This is a genomic window from Spongiactinospora sp. TRM90649 (assembly GCF_029382225.1).
GTDB lineage: Bacteria > Actinomycetota > Actinomycetes > Streptosporangiales > Streptosporangiaceae > Spongiactinospora.
On sequence record NZ_JARLTC010000006.1, the window covers coordinates 143,172 to 162,740 of the forward strand.

At 69.5% G+C, this 19,569-nt stretch carries 19 protein-coding genes; all 19 read left to right on the forward strand.

All coding sequences use genetic code 11. The annotated features are described in order from the left end of the window. Positions 1 to 53 precede the first annotated feature (53 nt). The 19 genes from thrB to P3X83_RS08040 all read left to right on the forward strand — a co-directional run bounded on the left by thrB (position 54) and on the right by P3X83_RS08040 (position 19,525). Positions 54 to 1,010, forward strand: a complete 957-nt coding sequence (gene thrB / locus P3X83_RS07950; RefSeq protein WP_277304223.1) for a homoserine kinase — start codon at positions 54 to 56, stop codon at positions 1,008 to 1,010. A 466-nt stretch (positions 1,011 to 1,476) separates the two neighbouring features. Next, positions 1,477 to 3,504: a transcription termination factor Rho gene (gene rho / locus P3X83_RS07955; protein WP_277304224.1), complete on the forward strand. Its 2,028-nt coding sequence runs from the start codon at positions 1,477 to 1,479 to the stop codon at positions 3,502 to 3,504. Between the two features lie 329 nt (positions 3,505 to 3,833). Then, positions 3,834 to 4,052, forward strand: a complete 219-nt coding sequence (rpmE, locus tag P3X83_RS07960; RefSeq protein ID WP_277304225.1) for a 50S ribosomal protein L31 — start codon at positions 3,834 to 3,836, stop codon at positions 4,050 to 4,052. A 121-nt stretch (positions 4,053 to 4,173) separates the two neighbouring features. Beyond that, a complete protein-coding gene (prfA, locus tag P3X83_RS07965; protein WP_277304226.1) occupies positions 4,174 to 5,235 on the forward strand; it encodes a peptide chain release factor 1 in 1,062 nt (353 codons plus the stop codon). Between the two features lie 58 nt (positions 5,236 to 5,293). After that, positions 5,294 to 6,148: a peptide chain release factor N(5)-glutamine methyltransferase gene (prmC, locus tag P3X83_RS07970; protein WP_277304227.1), complete on the forward strand. Its 855-nt coding sequence runs from the start codon at positions 5,294 to 5,296 to the stop codon at positions 6,146 to 6,148. Between the two features lie 23 nt (positions 6,149 to 6,171). Further along, a complete protein-coding gene (locus P3X83_RS07975) occupies positions 6,172 to 6,855 on the forward strand; it encodes an L-threonylcarbamoyladenylate synthase (RefSeq protein ID WP_277304228.1) in 684 nt (227 codons plus the stop codon). Between the two features lie 88 nt (positions 6,856 to 6,943). Then, the gene (locus tag P3X83_RS07980) at positions 6,944 to 8,395 is read left to right on the forward strand and encodes a hypothetical protein (protein ID WP_277304229.1); all 1,452 of its coding nucleotides are present in this window, start codon (positions 6,944 to 6,946) and stop codon (positions 8,393 to 8,395) included. Positions 8,396 to 8,437: 42 nt separating this feature from the next. Continuing rightward, positions 8,438 to 8,818 carry a hypothetical protein gene (locus P3X83_RS07985; RefSeq protein ID WP_277304230.1) on the forward strand — a complete coding sequence of 127 codons (381 nt, stop codon included), beginning with the start codon at positions 8,438 to 8,440 and terminating at the stop codon, positions 8,816 to 8,818. Positions 8,819 to 8,939: 121 nt separating this feature from the next. Next, positions 8,940 to 10,220 carry a serine hydroxymethyltransferase gene (glyA, locus tag P3X83_RS07990; RefSeq protein WP_277304231.1) on the forward strand — a complete coding sequence of 427 codons (1,281 nt, stop codon included), beginning with the start codon at positions 8,940 to 8,942 and terminating at the stop codon, positions 10,218 to 10,220. A 57-nt stretch (positions 10,221 to 10,277) separates the two neighbouring features. After that, positions 10,278 to 11,705 (forward strand): MraY family glycosyltransferase, encoded by a 1,428-nt coding sequence (locus tag P3X83_RS07995; protein WP_277304232.1) that lies wholly within the window; start codon positions 10,278 to 10,280, stop codon positions 11,703 to 11,705. 131 nt (positions 11,706 to 11,836) lie between these two features. Further along, on the forward strand, positions 11,837 to 12,262 hold the full coding sequence (locus P3X83_RS08000) for a hypothetical protein (RefSeq protein ID WP_277304233.1): 426 nt from the start codon (positions 11,837 to 11,839) through the stop codon (positions 12,260 to 12,262). 262 nt (positions 12,263 to 12,524) lie between these two features. After that, positions 12,525 to 13,313: a F0F1 ATP synthase subunit A gene (atpB, locus tag P3X83_RS08005; protein WP_277304234.1), complete on the forward strand. Its 789-nt coding sequence runs from the start codon at positions 12,525 to 12,527 to the stop codon at positions 13,311 to 13,313. A 73-nt stretch (positions 13,314 to 13,386) separates the two neighbouring features. Beyond that, positions 13,387 to 13,617, forward strand: coding sequence for an ATP synthase F0 subunit C (atpE, locus tag P3X83_RS08010; protein WP_277304235.1), 231 nt, complete (start codon positions 13,387 to 13,389; stop codon positions 13,615 to 13,617). 34 nt (positions 13,618 to 13,651) lie between these two features. Next, positions 13,652 to 14,194 carry a F0F1 ATP synthase subunit B gene (locus P3X83_RS08015; protein ID WP_277304236.1) on the forward strand — a complete coding sequence of 181 codons (543 nt, stop codon included), beginning with the start codon at positions 13,652 to 13,654 and terminating at the stop codon, positions 14,192 to 14,194. Positions 14,195 to 14,221: 27 nt separating this feature from the next. Next, entirely contained in the window at positions 14,222 to 15,031 is an 810-nt protein-coding gene (locus tag P3X83_RS08020; RefSeq protein ID WP_277304237.1) for a F0F1 ATP synthase subunit delta, read from the forward strand. A 40-nt stretch (positions 15,032 to 15,071) separates the two neighbouring features. After that, positions 15,072 to 16,721 (forward strand): F0F1 ATP synthase subunit alpha, encoded by a 1,650-nt coding sequence (gene atpA / locus P3X83_RS08025; protein WP_277304238.1) that lies wholly within the window; start codon positions 15,072 to 15,074, stop codon positions 16,719 to 16,721. 6 nt (positions 16,722 to 16,727) lie between these two features. Further along, on the forward strand, positions 16,728 to 17,630 hold the full coding sequence (locus tag P3X83_RS08030) for a F0F1 ATP synthase subunit gamma (protein ID WP_277304239.1): 903 nt from the start codon (positions 16,728 to 16,730) through the stop codon (positions 17,628 to 17,630). Between the two features lies 1 nt (position 17,631). Beyond that, positions 17,632 to 19,059 (forward strand): F0F1 ATP synthase subunit beta, encoded by a 1,428-nt coding sequence (gene atpD, locus P3X83_RS08035; protein ID WP_277304240.1) that lies wholly within the window; start codon positions 17,632 to 17,634, stop codon positions 19,057 to 19,059. 61 nt (positions 19,060 to 19,120) lie between these two features. Next, the gene (locus P3X83_RS08040; protein WP_277304241.1) at positions 19,121 to 19,525 is read left to right on the forward strand and encodes a F0F1 ATP synthase subunit epsilon; all 405 of its coding nucleotides are present in this window, start codon (positions 19,121 to 19,123) and stop codon (positions 19,523 to 19,525) included. Positions 19,526 to 19,569 lie beyond the last annotated feature (44 nt).

Here is a 19,569-nt window from a genome sequence, read left to right on the forward strand (position 1 = left end):
ACGGGGGCGTCCCCGGCGGGCCGCAGACCTCCGCACTCCATTCGAAGGTGGCCATGACCGACAGCACGACGGTCGTCGTTCGCGTGCCCGCGACCTCGGCGAACCTCGGCCCCGGCTTCGACACGCTCGGTCTCGCGCTGCGCCTGCACGACGTGGTCACAGCCTCGCTGACCACCTCGCCGACACGGGTGGAGGTCGAGGGCGAGGGCGCGGGCGAACTCGACCTCGGCGAGGGACACCTGATCGTGCGGGCCATGCGCGCGGCCTTCGACTGGATGGGGGCGCCGCAGCCCGAGGGCGTGCTGCTGCGCTGCCGCAACCGGATCCCGCACGCGCGGGGCCTCGGGTCGTCGTCCGCGGCGATCTGCGCGGGCCTGCTCGCCGCGCGGGCGCTCGCCGCCGGGCCGGGGCGCAAGACCTCCGACGTCCTTTCCGATGGCTTTTCCGATGCTTTTGCAGACGATGAGGTCTTCGCGCTCGCCGCCGAGATGGAAGGGCACCCCGACAACGTGGCGCCCTGTCTCGCCGGCGGCCTGACCATCGCCTGGAGCGAGCCGTCGGGGGCCGCGCGCATGGTGCGGCTGACGCCGCACGCCGACATCAGGCCCGTGGCATTGGTCCCCGTCCACCGGCTGTCCACCGAGGTGGCCAGGGGATACCTGCCACGAGAGGTGCCGCACGCCGACGCCGCCGCCAACGCGGGGCGCGCCGCGCTGCTGGTGGCGGCGATGACGCGGATCCCGGAACCTGAGGTGCTGCTCGCGGCCACGGAAGACCGTTTGCACCAGGATTACCGCGCGCCTGCGATGCCGGCGACGGCGGCTCTGGTAAAACGGTTGCGCGTGATCGGCGTTCCCGCCGTCGTCTCCGGCGCGGGGCCGACGGTTCTGGCGTTTCCGACACCGGATACGCAGGATTTGATCGCGTCAGAAGTGGGTAATGACTGGCACATCCAGCCGCTGGACGTCGATACCGACGGTGCGAGCGCCCAGTTTCCCGAGACACGCTGATGCCTCTTCGACCTTCAGGGAATAGCCGTGTGCGCTGGTGATGTTAGGCTTATAGCCGCACCAGATGCCCCCATGATGGGTGCGTGCTTGTCAGCCATACATCGCTGCGTCATGCTCCACCTCGTCAGAAGTGGATCGCGAACCCTCCCTGAATACGCCGTTGCCGGTTGCTCCACATCCGGCGGGCGCCGTGAAGGGCGGTATACGCGGGGATATGCGGGCTCCAACCATCTCGACGTCATCTGGTTGGCGGTAACAATCCGGGGGGTGGCCTCCAGGCCCCCATCGTCGGCGAGGCCCGGCGATGACGGCGTGGGCGCACCCGTCCTCGACATTGGCAGCCGTCCTCCGGGGCGGCCAAGGAACGTAACGTGCACCCCGACCCGGTCAGTCCCGCCGGATCGATCGCACCTCCGGGACGGTCGGCAGACCACCGCCGACGCCCGACCCCTGGGAAGGACCCTTAGTGAGCGACACCACCGAACTCCTCACCGACACCGGCTCACCTGAGCAGTCGGCGGCCGGCGACACCCCCACCCGCGCCGCGGCACGGCCGCGCCGTCGCTCCGGCACCGGCCTGTCCGCCATGGTGCTCCCCGAGCTGCAGCAGCTCGCGTCGAGCCTCGGCATCAGCGGGACGGGGCGGATGCGCAAGAGCCAGCTCATCGCGGCCATCCAGGAGAAGCAGGGCGTTTCCGCCGATGCCACGGCCTCGGCCGGGAGCCCGGCCGCCGACGCCAAACCGGTCGCCGCGCCCGAGGCGCCGGAGGCCGCGTCCGAGGCCCCCGCCGAGCGGCCCACCCGCACCCGCCGTGTGCGCACCCGCGCCACCCCGGTCGAGGCCGCGCCCGCCGAGCAGCCCACGCTGACCGAGGCGGCGGCCCAGGCCGCCGAGCCCGCCGTCGCGTCCGCCGCGACGGTGACCGAGCAGCCCGCCGACACCGCCCAGCCCGACGCCAGGCCCGAGCGTGGCGAGGGACGCCGCGACCGCGGCGAGCGCCGCAGCCGCCGCGAGCGCGGCGAGGGCCGGACCGACCAGCGCACCGGCGACGGTGGCCGCGACCAGTCCAGAGGCGAGCAGGGCGGTCGTGACCGCGACCGCGACCAGGGTCCCCGCGACCGTGACCAGCGCGGTGACCAGCGCGGTGACCAGGGTGGCCGCGACCGCGACCGCGATCGTGACCGCGACCAGTCGCGTGGCGACCAGACCCGCGGTGACCAGCGGGGCGGCGACCAGCGCGGCGGTCCGGTCGACGACGACGCCGACGGCCGTCGCGGCCGGCGTGGCCGCTTCAGGGAGCGCAACCGCCGCGGGCGCGACCGCTTCGACAGCAACGAGCCGGTGATCGGCGACGACGACGTGCTGATCCCGATCGCCGGGATCCTCGACATCCTCGACAACTACGCGTTCGTCCGCACCAGCGGCTACCTGCCCGGCGCCAACGACGTCTACGTCTCGCTGGCGCAGATCCGCAGGAACGGCCTGCGCAAGGGCGACGTGATCACCGGTGCGGTGCGCCAGCCCCGCGAGGGCGAGCGCCGCGAGAAGTTCAACGCGCTGGTCCGCCTCGACACCGTCAACGGCATGGACCCCGACCAGGCCCGCAACCGGCCCGACTTCAACAAGCTCACCCCGCTCTACCCACAGGAGCGGCTGCGCCTGGAGACCGAGCCCAACGTCCTGACCACCAGGATCATCGACCTGGTCTCGCCCATCGGCAAGGGCCAGCGCGGGCTCATCGTCTCCCCGCCGAAGGCGGGCAAGACCATGGTGCTCCAGACCATCGCAAACGCGATCACCAGGAACAGCCCCGAGTGCCACCTGATGGTCGTGCTCGTGGATGAGCGTCCTGAAGAGGTCACCGACATGCAGCGGTCGGTCAAGGGCGAGGTCATCCACTCGACCTTCGACCGTCCCGCCGAGGACCACACCACCGTCGCCGAGCTGGCCATCGAGCGGGCCAAGCGACTGGTGGAGCTGGGCCACGACGTCGTGGTGCTGCTCGACTCGATCACCCGCCTGGGCCGCGCCTACAACCTGGCGGCGCCCGCCAGCGGCCGGATCCTGTCCGGTGGTGTCGACTCCACCGCGCTCTACCCGCCCAAGCGGTTCTTCGGCGCCGCCCGCAACATCGAGAACGGCGGCTCCCTGACCATCCTGGCCACGGCCCTGGTCGAGACCGGCTCCAAGATGGACGAGGTCATCTTCGAGGAGTTCAAGGGCACCGGCAACATGGAGCTCAAGCTCAACCGGTCCCTGGCCGACAAGCGGATCTTCCCCGCGGTGGACGTCGACGCGTCCAGCACCCGCAAGGAGGAGATCCTGATGGCCCGGGACGAGCTGCAGATCGTCTGGAAGCTGCGGCGGGTGCTGCACGCGCTGGACATGCAGCAGGCTCTGGAACTTCTCCTGGAGAAGATGAAGGAGACCAAGTCCAACGCGGAGTTCCTGCTCCAGGTGCAGAAGACCACGGTCAGCAACGACCGCGACTGAGCATCGGCGCACCGACAGCACTGTACGGCGGGCCCTGCGGCTCGCCGTACAGTGCTGTCGGTGCTGTCAGTGCCCCGGCCTCCTGAGGGGGGCACGAGCCCGTCAGGAAGGCCGTCACAGGCTGTCTCACGGCCTCGTGAGGGCAGCCCGAAGACCGCGGCGCGGCGGGAATTATCCGATGACCGGGATGGTTGCAGGATCTGGCACACTGGAACCCGAACCGCAGCGGTACCGGTTCCCGCCCGCGCGCAATCCGGTGTGCGGCGCGCGCACCCCTTATGGGGGATGGCGATGGCGACCCGGCGACCGCCAAATGCGAGAGGAAGACCATGAAGCGCGATATTCACCCTGAGTACCAGGTGACCCAGGTGAGCTGCACCTGCGGCAACTCCTTCACCACCCGTAGCACCGCCAAGAACGGTGTCATCCACACCGACGTGTGCTCCGAGTGCCACCCGTTCTACACGGGCAAGCAGAAGATCCTCGACACCGGCGGCCGCGTGGCCCGGTTCGAGAAGCGCTTCGGGAAGAAGACCGCGGGCAAGTAGCCAACGACCAGCGCCGGCTCGGAACCACCCCCTGTTCACAAGGGGTGCGCCCGGGTCGGCGTTCTTGCTGGTCGAGGTTTTCTCAACCGAAGTCGCGCAAGTCGCTGAAGGGATCAACGCGGTGAAGCTGGACGAGCTGCTGAAGGAGTACGCCGAGCTGGAGAGCACGCTCGCCGATCCCGCCGTGCACGCCGACCAGGGCAGGGCACGTACGATCGGGCGGCGCTACGCCCAGCTCAGCCCGATCGTGGCCGCCTACCGCGAGCTGGAGACCGTCCGCGACGACCTGGCCGCCGCCAGGGAGCTGGCCGACGAGGACTCGGCGTTCGCGGCCGAGGCCGAGGAACTGGCCGCGCGCGTGCCCACGCTGGAGGAGCGGCTCAAACACCTGCTGATCCCGCGCGACCCCAACGACACCAAGGACATCCTGATGGAGATCAAGGCGGGCGAGGGCGGCGAGGAGTCCGCCCTGTTCGCCGGCGATCTGCTGCGGATGTACCTGCGCTACGCCGAGCGGGCCGGCTGGAAGACCGAGGTCATCGACTCCCAGCCCTCCGACCTGGGCGGCTACAAGGACGTCACGGTGGCCATCAAGTCCAAGGGCGACGACGGCGTGTGGTCCCGGCTGAAGTTCGAAGGCGGCGTGCACCGCGTGCAGCGGGTCCCCGCGACCGAGTCGCAGGGCCGTATCCACACCAGCGCGGCCGGGGTGCTGGTCTATCCCGAGGCCGAGGAGGTCGACGTCCAGATCGACCCCAACGACCTGCGGATCGACGTCTTCCGCAGCGGTGGTCCCGGTGGCCAGAGCGTCAACACCACCGACTCCGCGGTCCGCATCACCCACCTGCCCACCGGCACGGTGGTCTCCTGCCAGAACGAGAAGAGCCAGCTCCAGAACAAGGAGACGGCGATGCGCGTGCTGCGCGCCCGCCTGCAGGCCATCGCCGAGGAGGAGGCGGCGGCCGAGGCCGCCGCCGAGCGCAAGTCACAGGTGCGCACGGTCGACCGTTCCGAGCGGATCCGCACCTACAACTTTCCCGAGAACCGCATCTCGGACCACCGAGTGGGCTTCAAGGCGTATAACCTCGATCAGGTCCTCGACGGCGAGCTGACGGCGCTCATCCAGGCGTTGCTCGACGCCGAGACCGCCGAGAAGCTGGCCGCGCACTCCTCGGCGTCCTGACCACCACCAGTCCCTCTTTCCGACAGGCATAGCGAGACCAGTTCCAAGACCGTATGTCATGAGCCTCCTCCTGGACGAGATCGCCCTCGCCACCGCCCGGCTGGCCGAAGCCGGCGTGCCGTCTCCGCGCACCGACGCGGAGGAGATAGCGGCCTTCGTCCACGGTGTCCGCAGAGGCCAGCTGCACACGGTGAAGGACGCCGACTTCGACGCCCTGTTCTGGGAGGGCATCGCCCGGCGCGAGGCCCGCGAGCCGCTCCAGCACATCACCGGCCGGGCCTTCTTTCGCTACCTGTCCCTTGAGGTAGGCCCCGGGGTGTTCGTGCCACGCCCGGAGACCGAGGTGGTGGCGGGCTGGGCCATCGACCGGCTGCGTGAGATGGACGTCGCCTCCCCGACGGTCGTCGATCTCGGCACCGGCTCCGGCGCGATCGCGCTGTCCATCGCCCAGGAGGTGGCGCTGGCCAGGGTGCACGCCGTCGAGATCGACCCCGACGCCTACGGCTGGGCCAAGCGCAACATCTCCGAACTGGGCCAGGGGCGGGTGACCCTGCATCCGGAAGACCTCGCCGAGGCGCTGCGCGAGATGAACGGGACCGTCGATCTGGTCATCTCCAACCCGCCGTACATCCCCCCCGGCTCGATCCCCAGGCATCCCGAGGTCCGCGACTACGACCCGGCGCGTGCCCTCTACGGCTCGGGCAACGACGGCCTCGACCAGGTTCGCGCCGTGGAGCGCACCGCCAGGCGGCTGTTGCGCCCCGGCGGGTTCGTCGCCGTCGAGCACGCCGACGTGCAGGGCTCGGCCGTCTATCTGATCTTCGCCGAGGAGAACGGCTGGCGTGACGTGCGCGTCCAGCAGGACCTGACCCGCAGGGACCGTTTCGTGACCGCCCGCTTCGGCCAGGAGTGAGCGGCAGTGAAAGGATGCACACTGTGAGCAGACGTTACGACTGCGCCGACCCCGAGCAGCGGGCCGCCGGCCTCGCCGACGCGGCCGCCGCCCTGCGCCTGAGCCGGCTTGTGGTGATGCCCACCGACACGGTGTACGGCATCGGCGCGGACGCCTTCGTCCAGTCGGCGGTCAACGCCCTGCTGGCCGCCAAGGGCCGGGGCCGCGACATGCCCGTGCCCGTGCTGGTGGGCACCGTGCGCGCCGCCAACGCCCTCGTGGAGAACCTGGGCCCGTACGGGCAGGATCTCATCGACGCCTTCTGGCCGGGGCCGCTGACGCTCATCTGCCGCTCAAACCGGTCGCTTTCATGGGACCTCGGCGACACCAAGGGCACGGTCGCGCTGCGCATGCCGTTGCACGGGGTGGCGCTCGACCTGCTGAAGGACATCGGGCCGATGGCGGTCAGCAGCGCCAACCGCTCCGGCGCGGAGCCCGCGACCACGGCGGAGGAGGCCGAGAAGCAGCTCGGCGACGCCGTGGAGGTCTACCTCGACGGCGGGCCGTGCGCCGACCGGGTGCCGTCCACCATCGTCGATCTGACCACCGCGGTGCCGCGGCTGCTGCGGCGCGGCGTGATCGGTGTGGACAAGCTCCGCGCGGTCGCCGGATACATCGCCACCGACGGAGATCCGGATCCGGTTCCCGCTCCCGGCGCCGACGATTGATCCCTTATACCCGCTGTTTATCGCTAGGACGTACGGCCCGCGCGCGGGTACCGTATGTGGGCGGCCGATAACGTCCCGGGAGACGCGCATGGGCAAGTTCGAGGGCATGGATCCCAAACTCGTCCGGCAGTTGCTGACCGAGGTGGGAAAAGCGGCGGAGCAGATCCGCTCGACAGAGGGGCAGGTGGCCCGTCTGGTGAGTGCGGCGGGCGTGCCCGCCCAGGCGGCGCATCGCCCCGCCGAGATCGCCGACGCGTGCGACGGCATGGTGACCGACGTCTCCTCCAGGCTCACGGTCCTGGAGAAGAAGGAGAAACAGCAGGAGGGCGCGCCGATCGGCCTTGAGTCCCGGCTGGCTCCCACTCCGGAGGCCTCGCCCACTCCTGAGCGCCAGGAGACCACGCCCAAGGACGCGCAGCCGAAGGACGACCAGCCGAAGGATCCGCAGCCCAAGTCCGAGGAGCAGCCGAAGGGCGAGAAGCCCGAAGAGCAGCCGAGGGACGAGCAGCCCAAGGACGAGCGTCACAAGGACGACCAGCCCAAGGGTGAGAAGCCCGAAGAGCAACCCAAGAATGACAAGCCGGACGACCAGTCGAAGCCCGACAAGCCTGATGAGCAGCCCAAGGGTGAGAAGCCCGACGAGCAGCCGAAGGGTGAGAAGCCGGATGGTGACAAGCCCGACGCGCCGAAGGACCCCGACCCGCCGCAGAACGACGACCAGAAGGACGAGCGGCCCAAGGAGGACCAGCCGAAGGGTGAGAAGCCGGATGGTGACAAGCCCGACGCGCCGAAGGACCCCGACCCGCCGCAGAACGACGACCGGATCGACCACCCCGACCGGATCGATCACCCCGACGACTCCGCCCCCGACGGGCCGCGGGTCATCGAGCTGCCCAACGGCACCAAGCTGATCGAGCAGCCCCTGCAGCCGCCCACCATGCAGGAACTGCAGAACATGATCGACAACATGGAGAACGCCGTCCCGCACGACATGCCGATCGCCGACGACCTCCGCGAGAACCCGCACGGAGTGACGCCCGACGGCCCGCCGGGACAGATCGACCCCACGCTGCCCAGCCCCGACGCGCCGCCCGAGGACGACATCCCGCAGATCGAGCGCGTTCCGGACGGCGGCGAGGACCCCCAACTGGAGCCGAAGAACGCGGGCGCCTCCGCCGACGGCGGAGCGGTGTCGGGAGTGGCCTACGCCGAGCCTCCGGCCGCCCTGGACGACGTTCCGAGCCCGTCCGACACGGCGCAGCCGTCCGGGCAGGAAACGGCGCCACCGGCCGGCACGGCGGCTCCGGCGGGGGGCGACGACGTCGTCTCCGTGCCGGTCGACCCGCCCTCGCCGGACGACATGGGCGAGCTCTTCGAGAACATGCGCGAGGTCGAGCCGATGGACATGCCGAGCGTCACCGTCCCGCCGGGCGAGCAGTGGGGGCAGGGCCCCTGGGTGCCTGAGGACGTCGGCCCCGACGGCCCGGCGGGATCCATCGATCCCGGTGCTCCGGAACGATCGCATCCGTCCGGTTCGTAGCGAGTCGCCGATTCGGCCGCAGGGGTATGAGGAGGAGCTCGTATGTTCGACGATCCGCCGGCGCCACAGCCGCTCCAGCAAGGCGAGGCGCCACCGCAGGGCACCGGCGACCCGCTCGGTCTCGACGGCCAGCCCCGCGCCTGGCAGTTCAACCCCGAGTACCAGAAGCTCGTGACGCTCTGGCAACAGGTCATGCCGATGATGGAATCCCTCACCGGCGTGCTGAAAGAAGCCGAGCGCCTCGCGCAAAGCCGTGACGTCTGGGACGCCCCGGTCGGCCAGCGCTATGTCGAGGACATCGGGGAATGGCAGAAACGCCTGGGAATGTACCGCCAGTCCATGCTCGGTGCGATAAGCGACCAGGCTGCCGACACCCCGCGATGGGTGCCCGTCGACGCGGGCGCGCCGCACGCCTTCTCCTGACGCCTCCACCATCTCCTGACCATGTGACGTGGGAAAACCGGCCGTGCCAGGCTTACAGTGGACACACGTGAGCCATGGGCGCGGGCGGTTTCGCCGCGCGCTCGCCGGACGGAGTGAGGCGATGGGCGATGAGACGCCGGGCGCCGTGCCGTACTACGGGCCTGACTTCACCAGGCTGATGCGCGAGGATCCGGAGATCGCCTCGGTGATCCTGGACGAGCTCGACCGCGAGCGCAACGGCCTGCAACTGATCGCGAGCGAGAACTTCACCTCGCCCGCCGTCCTCGCCGCGCTCGGCTCCACTCTCACCAACAAGTACGCCGAGGGCTATCCGGGCCGTCGTTACTACGGCGGCTGCGAGGTCGTGGACCGTGCCGAGGCGCTGGCGATCGAGCGGGCCAGGCGCCTGTTCGGCGCCGACCACGCCAACGTGCAGCCGCACTCCGGGGCCTCGGCCAACCTGGCGGCGTACGCCGCGCTGCTGCGGCCGGGCGACACCATGCTGGCGATGGCGCTGCCGCACGGCGGCCACCTCACGCATGGCTCGAAGGTGAACTTCTCGGGTCGGTGGTTCGACGTCGTGGCGTACGGCGTGCGACGCGATACCGAACTGATCGACTACGACGAGGTACGTGACCTCGCACTCCGCCACCGGCCTAAGATGATCATATGCGGCGCCACGGCCTACCCCCGGCTGATCGACTTCGGCGCGTTCCGCGGGATCGCCGACGAGGTGGGGGCGTGGTTGCTGGCCGATGTCGCGCACACCATCGGGCTGATGGCCGGCGGGGTGATCCCCTCCGCCGTCCCCTACGCCGATGTTGTGACTTTCACCACTCACAAGGCGCTGCGCGGTCCGCGCGGCGGGGGCGTCCTGTGCACGGCGGAGCTGGCGGCGAAGATCGACCGGGCGGTGTTCCCGTTCATCCAGGGAGGCCCGCTGATGCACGTCGTGGCGGCCAAGGCGGTGGCGTTCGGCGAGGCTATGCGTCCCGGTTTCGCCGAGTACGGCAAGCGTGTCGTGGACAACGCCCAGGCGCTGGCCGACGGCCTGGCCGCGGCGGACATGCGCCCGGTCTCGGGCGGCACCGACACCCACCTGGCCCTCATCGACCTGCGCCCGGTCGGGGTCTCCGGAGCCGAGGCCGAGCGCAGGTGCGCCGCCGCCGGGATCACGCTGAACCGCAACGCGATCCCCTACGACCCCGAGCCGCCGACGGTCACCTCCGGCATGCGGGTCGGCACCCCGTGCGTCACCACCCAGGGGTTCGGCCCCGGCGACCTCACCGAGGTCGCGTCACTGGTGGCCACCGCGGTACGCGACCCCGGACGCGCCCCGGAGGTGAGGAGACGAGTGAGCGAGCTGGTGGGCGTCCATCGGGTTTATCCCAGCGAATCATGAGCTGTTCTGTGTCGATTTCCGGCCACAGCAGGCCGGTGCATCCAGGAAACTAGGTCCGTGCGCGAGTACTTCCTCATAGCACTGGTGGCCGGGGCGGTTACGTACCTGCTCGTGCCGCTGGTCCGCGTCTTCGCCATCCGTATCGGCGCCATGCCGGAGGTGCGCGAGCGCGACGTGCACACCACGCCGACGCCCCGCCTGGGCGGCCTCGCCATGTACGGCGGGCTGGTCGCCGGCCTGTTGTTCGCCACCAAACAGCCCTGGGTCGCGCAGTCCCTCGCCGACCCCGACCTCGCCGGCGGCCAGACCGTCACGGCGCTGCTGGCCGCGGGCGGCCTGATCACCCTCACCGGCTTCCTCGACGACTGGTGGGGCATGGACCCCTTCATCAAGCTGGGCGGCCAGATCGCGTCGGCCGGCCTGCTGGTGGCGTTCGGCCTCTACCTCACCTGGATTCCGGTGCCCGGCACCACCTCGGTGGCGCTCGACAGCACGCTGCGCACGATCATCACGATCCTGGTCGTGGTGGTCGCCATCAACGCGGTCAACTTCGTCGACGGCCTCGACGGCCTGGCGGCGGGCATCGTCGGCATCGCGGCCATGGCGATGTGGGTCTACTCGATCGTGCTGTCCACCACCATGGGCGACACCCGGATCAACGCCACGGCCGCCATCACTTCCGTGCTCATCGGCATCTGCGCGGGTTTCCTGCCGCACAACTTCCACCCCGCCAAGATCTTCATGGGCGACACGGGTGCGATGCTGATCGGCCTGGTACTGGCCAGCTCGGTGGTCACCGTGACCCCGATCGACCCCAGCGCGCTGAGCCCCACGATCAACCGGTTCCCGCTGGTGCTGCCGCTGCTGCTGCCGGTCGCGGTCATGGTGCTGCCGCTGCTCGACCTCTGGACCGCGGTCGTCCGGCGCACCTCCTACGGCATGTCGCCGTTCGCCCCCGACCGGGGCCACCTGCACCACCGGCTGCTCGACGTCGGCCACTCGCACCGCCGCACGGTGCTGATCATGTACGCCTGGACCTTCCTGTTCGGGTTCGCGGTGGTGGGGGCGTCGATCAACGGCTTCCCGCTGATCGTGTTCGTGGCGATCGTGATCTTGGCGCTGGTCGTGCTGCTGCTGATGGCGCTGCCCCGTTGGCGTGAGCGCAGGCGCGGCGGTGGCGGCGGTGGGGGCGGCGGCGCGCACGCGGCCGGGCATCGGCGCAGGCCGGGGGGCGACTCGCCGTCCGGTCCCGCGCCGGAACCGATGCCGGGCCCGCAGGTCGGTCCCGTCGGAGGCCCGCCGATGCGCTCCCCGGTACGCCCGCCGATGGGGGAGGCCCCGCCGGTCCCGCCGACGGCCCCGCACACGCCCCCCGCAGGCCCGGCGAGCGGTCTTCCGCCGATGGCCGAAATGGGGGATGAGACCGCGGTGATACCCCTGCCAGATGGGCCTCTACCTGGCCTCTCATCCCGTGTCACCCCCTGATCATTGTTCTAGAAACGGCAGGTAAAGGCGGCTCTCCCAGAGCTTGTGATAGCTTTCACTAGCAGACGTTCTCACCGGCTTGGCCGTGTGAGGCAGCAAATGCTCGCTTGATAACCGTTTCTGGAGCACCGATGCAGGCCAACGACGTGCGCGTCCTTCGAAGCGCCGCGATTCCCGCCCTGGTGGTGGGCCTGGTCGTGGCCGTGGTCTCGATGTTCACGGTCGGTGTCCCGGGAGTCCTCGCCGCTCTGATCGGCGTGGCGGTCGTCGCCGGGTTCTTCATACTCAGCCTCATCGCCGTGGCCTACGCGTCGCGCATCTCGCCGACGATGATGATGGCCGCCGCGATGGGCACGTACCTGGTCAAGATCGTCGCACTGGCCGTGGCGCTGAGGTCGCTCTCCGACGTCACCGCCTGGCACCCGATGACCTTTACCTGGACCGTCATCCTCTGCACCGTCGCCTGGACGATCGGCGAGGCGAGGGGATTCATGAAGTTGCGCATCCTTTACGTCGACCCGACCGTGAAGGTGCCCGGCCACGCCGGGGAGAAGTGATGCCGCCCGCCAGGGCCGCTCGCCGCCCCGCCGTGCCTTCCCGTAAACTTTTGACGGCAGACAGTTGGTGGCCCGATATGACTAGTCACGCCACCGCCTGCTATCGTCGCGTGCGCGATCGCCAATCCGCCTGGGCGCCTGCCCGCGGGTCTTGGTCTCCGTCCGACCGCACCACCCACCTGACTGCGCTTCCCGATCCCTCGCCACTCGGTGACCGGGCGCTGGAAGACACCCTGATCCACCACGACGAAGGGAACGCCGAGTGAGCGCCGCGCCGCCCCTCGCTGCCGACGAGTTCCAAGCCCCTGGGCTCAACCTGTTCGAATGGCCGGCGCTCGTCGAGGGTGCCGCCTGGTTCAACAAGCCGGCGCTCCTCGCCTTCATCGCCGCGGCACTCGCCGTCGTACTGGCCTACGCGGCGTTCTCGCGGCCCAAGCTGGTGCCGCGGGGCATGCAGAACCTCGGCGAGTACGCCTACGAGTTCGTCAGGGAGCAGACCGCCCGGCCGTTCCTCGGCAAGGACAGCGACCGCTGGATGCCGCTGCTGTTCAGCCTGTTCGTGTTCGTGCTGCTGATGAACCTGTTCGGCTCGGTCATCTTCCTCCAGTTCCCGGTCATGTCGATCATCGGCTACCCGGCGATCCTCGCGCTGGGCGTCTGGATCCTGGTCCTCTTCCTCGGCATGAAGAACCAGGGCCCCTGGGGCTTCTTCAAGAACATCATGTTCCCTCCCGGGCTTCCCGGGTGGATGTACGTGCTGGTCGCGCCGATCGAGTTCGCCTCCACCGTCATCCTGCGCCACGTCACGCACGCGGTGCGGCTCTTCGCCACGATGATGGCGGGTCACCTGATCATCGCACTGTTCTCCGAGGTGGGCTGGCACTTCCTGTTCGTGCAGCTGACCCCGCTGGGCGCGCCGATCGGCGTGCTGGGCGTCGTCATGACCATCGCGCTGACCGCGTTCGAGCTGTTCATCCAGGGCCTGCAGGCCTACGTGTTCACGCTGCTGACCGCGATGTTCATCAACGACGCGCTGCACCCCGCGCACTGAGACCTCAGCACTGAGACCCCACAAGAGTTCCGGTGGACACTCCACCGGCCGATAGAAAAGGAAACGGAAAAGCATGAGCTTGCTCGCTCAAGTCACCGGTGACCTCGGCTCCATCGGTTACGGCCTGGCGGCCATCGGCCCGGGCGTCGGCGTGGGCATCATCTTCGGCCAGGGCGTCCAGGCGATCGCCCGCCAGCCCGAGGCGTACGGCCTGATCCGCCAGAACATGCTTCTCGGCTTCGTGTTCACCGAGGCGCTCGCACTGATCGGCGTCGCGCTCGCGTTCGCCTTCCAGGGCAGCTGACCCAGCGACTGATCCCCAGAGGGGAGGCCCAGACATGAATGTCCTTGCCCAAGAGGGTCCGAGCAACCCGCTGCTGCCGCACATGTCCGAGATGGTCGTCGGCGGCTTCGCGTTCCTGTTCGTGCTGTTCTTCGTGGGCCGCATGCTGGTCCCGAGGATTCAGAAGGTCCTCGAGGCCCGCACGGAGGCGATCGAGGGCGGCCTGAAGAAGGCCGCCGACGCTCAGGACGAGGCGCAGCGCGCTCTCGCGGAGTACCGCGAACAGCTCGTCGAGGCGCGCCACGAGGCGGCGCGGCTGCGCGAGGAGGCCCGCGAGCAGGGCGCCCAGATCAAGGTGGAGCTCCGCGAGGAGGCGCAGGCCGAGGCCCGTCGTCTCGTCGAGGCGGCGCACGCCCAGATCGAGGCCGACCGCAAGCAGGCGTTCGCCCAGCTCCGCACCGAGATCGGCCGCCTGTCCACCGACCTGGCCGGTCGCATCGTGGGCGAGTCCCTTGAGGACGAGGCCCGCCAGCGCCGCGTCGTGGACCGGTTCCTTGAGGAGCTGGAGACCGCGAACGCCGAGCAGGCGGTGCGTTGACGATGAACGAGGAGTGGTGAGCGACCGATGATGGGTCAGAGCAGGGCGTCGCTGGCCTCGGTGGAGGAGCGGTTCAACGCCGTGGCGGCGGGCGCGGACCTCACCCGGCTGGCCGACGACCTTTTCGCGGTGGCCGGCCTCTTCGACCGTGAGCACGGCCTGCGCCGTGCTCTGTCCGACCCGTCGCGTCCGGCCGAGCAGAAGGCGCAGACGGCCCGCGTGCTCCTTGAGGGCAAGGTCGGCGAGGCCGCCCTGGAGACCATCGTGGCCGCCGTGAGCGGGCGATGGACCAGGGCCGGCGACATCGCCGACGCCCTGGAGCGCGTCGCGGTGACCGCCGCGGCCGCGTCGGCCGAGTCCGCGGGCCAGATCGACGATGTCGAGGACGAACTGTTCAGGTTCGGCCGCATCGTCGAAGGCGACACGGACCTGCGCCGCTTCCTGTCCGACGCCGCCACATCCGCCGAGCGCAAGGAGGAGTTCCTCGACTCGCTGCTCGGCGGCAAGGTGACTCCGGTGACATCGCTGCTGGTCAAGCGGGTCGTCGCACATTCACGAGGACGTAGCCTGGAGAAGGGCCTCGTGGAGTACGGCAACCTGGTCGCCGCGCAGCGCGAACGCCTGGTCGCCGTGGTCCGCAGCGCCGTGGCGCTGACCGATGGGCAGAAGCAGCGGCTCGCCGCACTGCTGCGCACCTCGTACGGACGCGATGTGCGCCTGAACGTCGAGGTGGACCCGCGCGTGGTCGGCGGTTTCTCCGTCCGCGTCGGGGACGAGCTCATCGACACCACCATCGCGGCGCGCATCGAAGAAGTCCGCCGCCGCTTGGCCGGCTGATCCGACGTCGGTTGTTTAGTCAATAGGGAGACAGAGAGAGATGGCGGAGCTGACGATCCGGCCGGACGAGATCCGGGACGCGCTAGAGCGCTTCGTCCAGGCGTACGAGCCGGAAGGCGCCGCGCGCGAGGAGATCGGGACCGTCGTCGACTGCGGCGACGGTATCGCCCATGTCTCCGGCCTTCCCTCGGCGATGGCGAACGAACTGCTTGAGTTCGAGGACGGGACGCGTGGCCTGGCACTGAACCTGGACGTCCGGGAGATCGGTGTCGTGGTCCTGGGCGACTTCAGCAAGATCGAGGAGGGCCAGACGGTCCGCCGTACCGGGGAGGTGCTGTCCGCGCCGATCGGTGACGCCTTCCTCGGGCGCGTGGTCGACCCGCTGGGCGAGCCTCTGGACGGCAAGGGCCCGATCGACGCCGAGGGTCGCCGCGCCCTGGAGCTGCAGGCGCCCTCGGTGGTGCAGCGCCAGTCGGTGCGCGAGCCGCTGCAGACCGGGATCAAGGCGATCGACGCCATGACGCCGATCGGGCGCGGCCAGCGCCAGCTCATCATCGGCGACCGTGGCACCGGCAAGACCGCGATCGCCGTGGACACCATCCTCAACCAGCGGGAGAACTGGGCCTCCGGCGACCCGTCGCGCCAGGTGCGCTGCGTGTACGTCGCCGTCGGTCAGAAGGGCTCCACGATCGCGCAGGTCCGCGCGCGGCTGGAGGAGGCGGGCGCGATGGAGTACACCACCATCGTCGCGGCCCCGGCCTCCGACCCCGCGGGCTACAAGTACATCGCCCCGTACACCGGCAGCGCGATCGGCCAGCACTGGATGTACCAGGGTAAGCACGTCCTGATCGTCTTCGATGACCTGACCAAGCAGGCCGACGCCTACCGCGCGGTCTCGCTGCTGCTGCGCCGTCCGCCGGGCCGTGAGGCGTTCCCCGGCGACGTCTTCTACTTGCACTCCCGGCTCCTGGAGCGCTGCGCGAAGCTGTCCGACGACATGGGCTCCGGCTCGATGACCGGCCTGCCGATCATCGAGACCAAGGGCAACGACGTCTCGGCGTTCATCCCCACCAACGTCATCTCCATCACCGACGGTCAGTGCTTCCTGGAGACCGACCTGTTCAACGCGGGTGTGCGGCCGGCCATCAACGTCGGTATCTCCGTCTCCCGAGTAGGTGGCTCCGCGCAGGTCAAGGCCATGCGCAAGGTCGCCGGCACGCTGAAGCTGTCCCTTTCGCAGTACCGCGACCTGGAGGCGTTCGCCTCCTTCGCCTCCGACCTCGACGCGGCCTCCCGGGCCCAGCTCGAGCGCGGCGCGCGTCTGGTCGAGCTGCTCAAGCAGCCGCAGTACAGCCCGTTCCCGGTCGAGAAGCAGGTCGTCTCGGTCTGGGCCGGCACCACCGGTGAGCTGGACGAGGTCCCGGTCGAGGACATCCGCCGCTTCGAGACGGAGTTCCTGGACTACCTGGGCCGCGACCACAAGGGCGTCTTCGACGGCATCCGCGAGACCAAGGAGCTGTCGGACGACGCGGTCACCGTGCTGAAGGAGGCGATCTCCGACTTCAAGAAGGGGTTCGAGACCTCCTCCGGCGAGCTGCTGGTCAAGGACGAGCCGGTCGACGCGCTCGACGCAGGCGAGGTCGGCCAGGAACGGATCACCAAGGTCGTCCGCAAGTCCGAGTCGAAGTAGCCGGTCATGGGAGCTCAGCTAAGGCTGCTGCGGCGGAGGATCAGGTCGGTCAAGTCGACCGCGAAGATCACTCGCGCCCAGGAGCTCATCGCATCCTCGCGCATCGCCAAGGCGCAGCAGCGGATGGCCGAGGCGCTGCCGTACGAGCGGGAGATCACGCGCGCCGTCACCGGCGTGGTGAGCAACACCTCCAGCATCGACCACCCGCTCACGGTGGAGAAGGAGCGCCCGGCCCGCGCCGGTGTACTGATCGTCACCAGCGACAGCGGGTTCTGCGGCGGCTTCAACGCCAACGTGCTGCGCGAGGCCGAGGCCCTGCGCGGGCTCCTTTCGGAGCGCGGCGTCCAGGCCGTGCCGTTCGTCACGGGCAGCAAGGGCGTCGGCTGGCACAAGTTCCGCAGCCGCGACATGGCCGGGCAGTGGGAGGGGTTCTCCCGCAGGCCCGCCTACGCCGACGCCAAGACGATCGCCGGCACGCTGATCGAGTCGTTCAAGGCGGAGGAGGGGATCGACGAGATCCACATCGTCTCCACCGAGTTCGTCTCGATGCTGACCCAGAACGTCGTGGTCAAGCGGGTGCTGCCGCTGGAGGTCGTGGAGACCGAGGCGAGCGACGACACGGCCATCCTGCCGTACTTCGAGTTCGAGCCCGGCGCGGGCGCCGTGCTCGACTCGCTCCTGCCGCGCTACGTGGAGTCGCGTATCTTCACCGCGCTGCTGCAGTCGGCGGCCTCCGAGGAGGCCTCCCGGCGGCGCGCGATGAAGTCGGCGACCGACAACGCCAACGAGCTGATCGGGGTTTTCACCCGGCAGATGAACCAGGCACGTCAGGCGGAGATCACCCAGGAAATCAGCGAGATCGTCGGTGGCGCGAACGCGCTGGCCGACGCCGCAGCGGGGAAAGAGTGAAATGACTGCACAGACTGTTGAGACCGGCGTGGGTCGCGTCGCGCGGGTCACGGGTCCCGTCGTCGACGTGGAGTTCCCCGCCGAGGCGATGCCCGAGATCTACAACGCGCTGAAGGTCGAGGTCGCCCTGGCAGGGGAGACCAAGACGCTGACCCTGGAGGTCGCCCAGCACCTGGGTGACAACCTGGTCAGGGCCATCTCCATGCAGCCCACCGACGGCGTCGTACGCGGCTCCGCGGTGTCCGACACCGGCGGCCCGATCTCGGTGCCGGTCGGCGACGCGGTCAAGGGCCACGTGTGGAACGCCCTCGGCGAGGCGCTCGACGTGCCCACCTCCTCGGTGAAGGTCGAGGAGCGCTGGGGCATCCACCGTCCGTCCCCTCCGTTCGACCAGCTTGAGTCCCGCACCGAGGTGCTGGTCACCGGCATCAAGGTCATCGACCTGCTCACCCCGTACGTCCAGGGTGGCAAGATCGGCCTGTTCGGCGGCGCGGGCGTGGGCAAGACCGTGCTGATCCAGGAGATGATCCGCCGCGTCGCCCGTAACTTCGGCGGCACCTCGTGCTTCGCCGGCGTGGGCGAGCGCACCCGTGAGGGCAACGACCTCTGGACGGAAATGGCCGAGGCCGACGTCCTCAAGGACACGGCCCTGGTCTTCGGCCAGATGGACGAGCCGCCGGGCACCCGCCTGCGCGTCGCGCTGTCCGCCCTGACGATGGCGGAGTACTTCCGCGACGTGCAGAAGCAGGACGTGCTGCTGTTCATCGACAACATCTTCCGGTTCACCCAGGCCGGTTCCGAGGTCTCCACGCTGCTCGGCCGCATGCCGTCGGCGGTGGGCTACCAGCCCACGCTGGCCGACGAGATGGGCGTTCTGCAGGAGCGCATCACCTCGACCCGGGGTCACTCGATCACCTCCATGCAGGCGATCTACGTGCCCGCCGACGACATCACCGACCCGGCGCCGCACAACGCGTTCGCGCACCTCGACGCGCAGACGGTGCTCTCCCGGCCGATCTCGGAGAAGGGCATCTACCCGGCGGTGGACCCGCTGGACTCCTCCTCCCGGATCCTCGACCCGCAGATCGTGGGCGAGGAGCACTACGCGGTGGCCCAGGAGACCAAGCGAATCCTGCAGAAGTACAAGGAACTGCAGGACATCATCGCCATCCTGGGCATCGACGAACTGTCCGAAGAGGACAAGGTCACCGTGCAGCGGGCGCGCCGCATCGAGCGCTTCCTGTCGCACCCGATGTACGCCGCCGAGGCGTTCACCGGCCAGCCGGGCGAGACCGTTCCGCTGGACGAGACCATCGCGTCCTTCAAGGGCCTGTGCGCCGGCGAGTACGACCACCTGCCCGAGCAGGCCTTCTTCATGGTCGGCGGCATCGAGCAGGCGGTGGCCAAGGCCAAGGAGCTCGCCCGCTAGTCGTCGCTCGTGGTGCCGGTACGGCACGCCGTGCCGGCACCCGATAGGAAAGGACCGAAAAGTGGCGAAGCTGCGAGTAGGGGTGGTCTCGCCGGAGCGCGAGATCTGGTCTGGCGAGGCGGATATGGTCATCGCCAAGACGGTCGAGGGCGAGATCGGTATTATGCCGAATCATGCTCCCGTGCTCGGCATCCTCGTCGAGGGCGGCGTCCTTCGGGTGAAGCGTTCCGACGGCGAGGGCGAGCTCGTCGCCGCCGTCCACGGCGGTTTCTTCTCGGTGGCCGACAACGAGGTGTCGGTTCTCGCGGAGATGGCCGAGCTGGGCTCGGAGGTCGACGTACGGTCGGCGCGTGACGCTCTGGAGCGTGCCCTCGCCTCCGTCGAGGCCGACTCCGAGAACATGCAGGCGGCCGTCGAGGCCAAGCGGGCCAAGGCACGGCTCCGCGCGGCGGGCGAAGACGTTTGATCGAGAAGGGGACGAGTTCCTAAACTCGATCGCATCGGTACAGG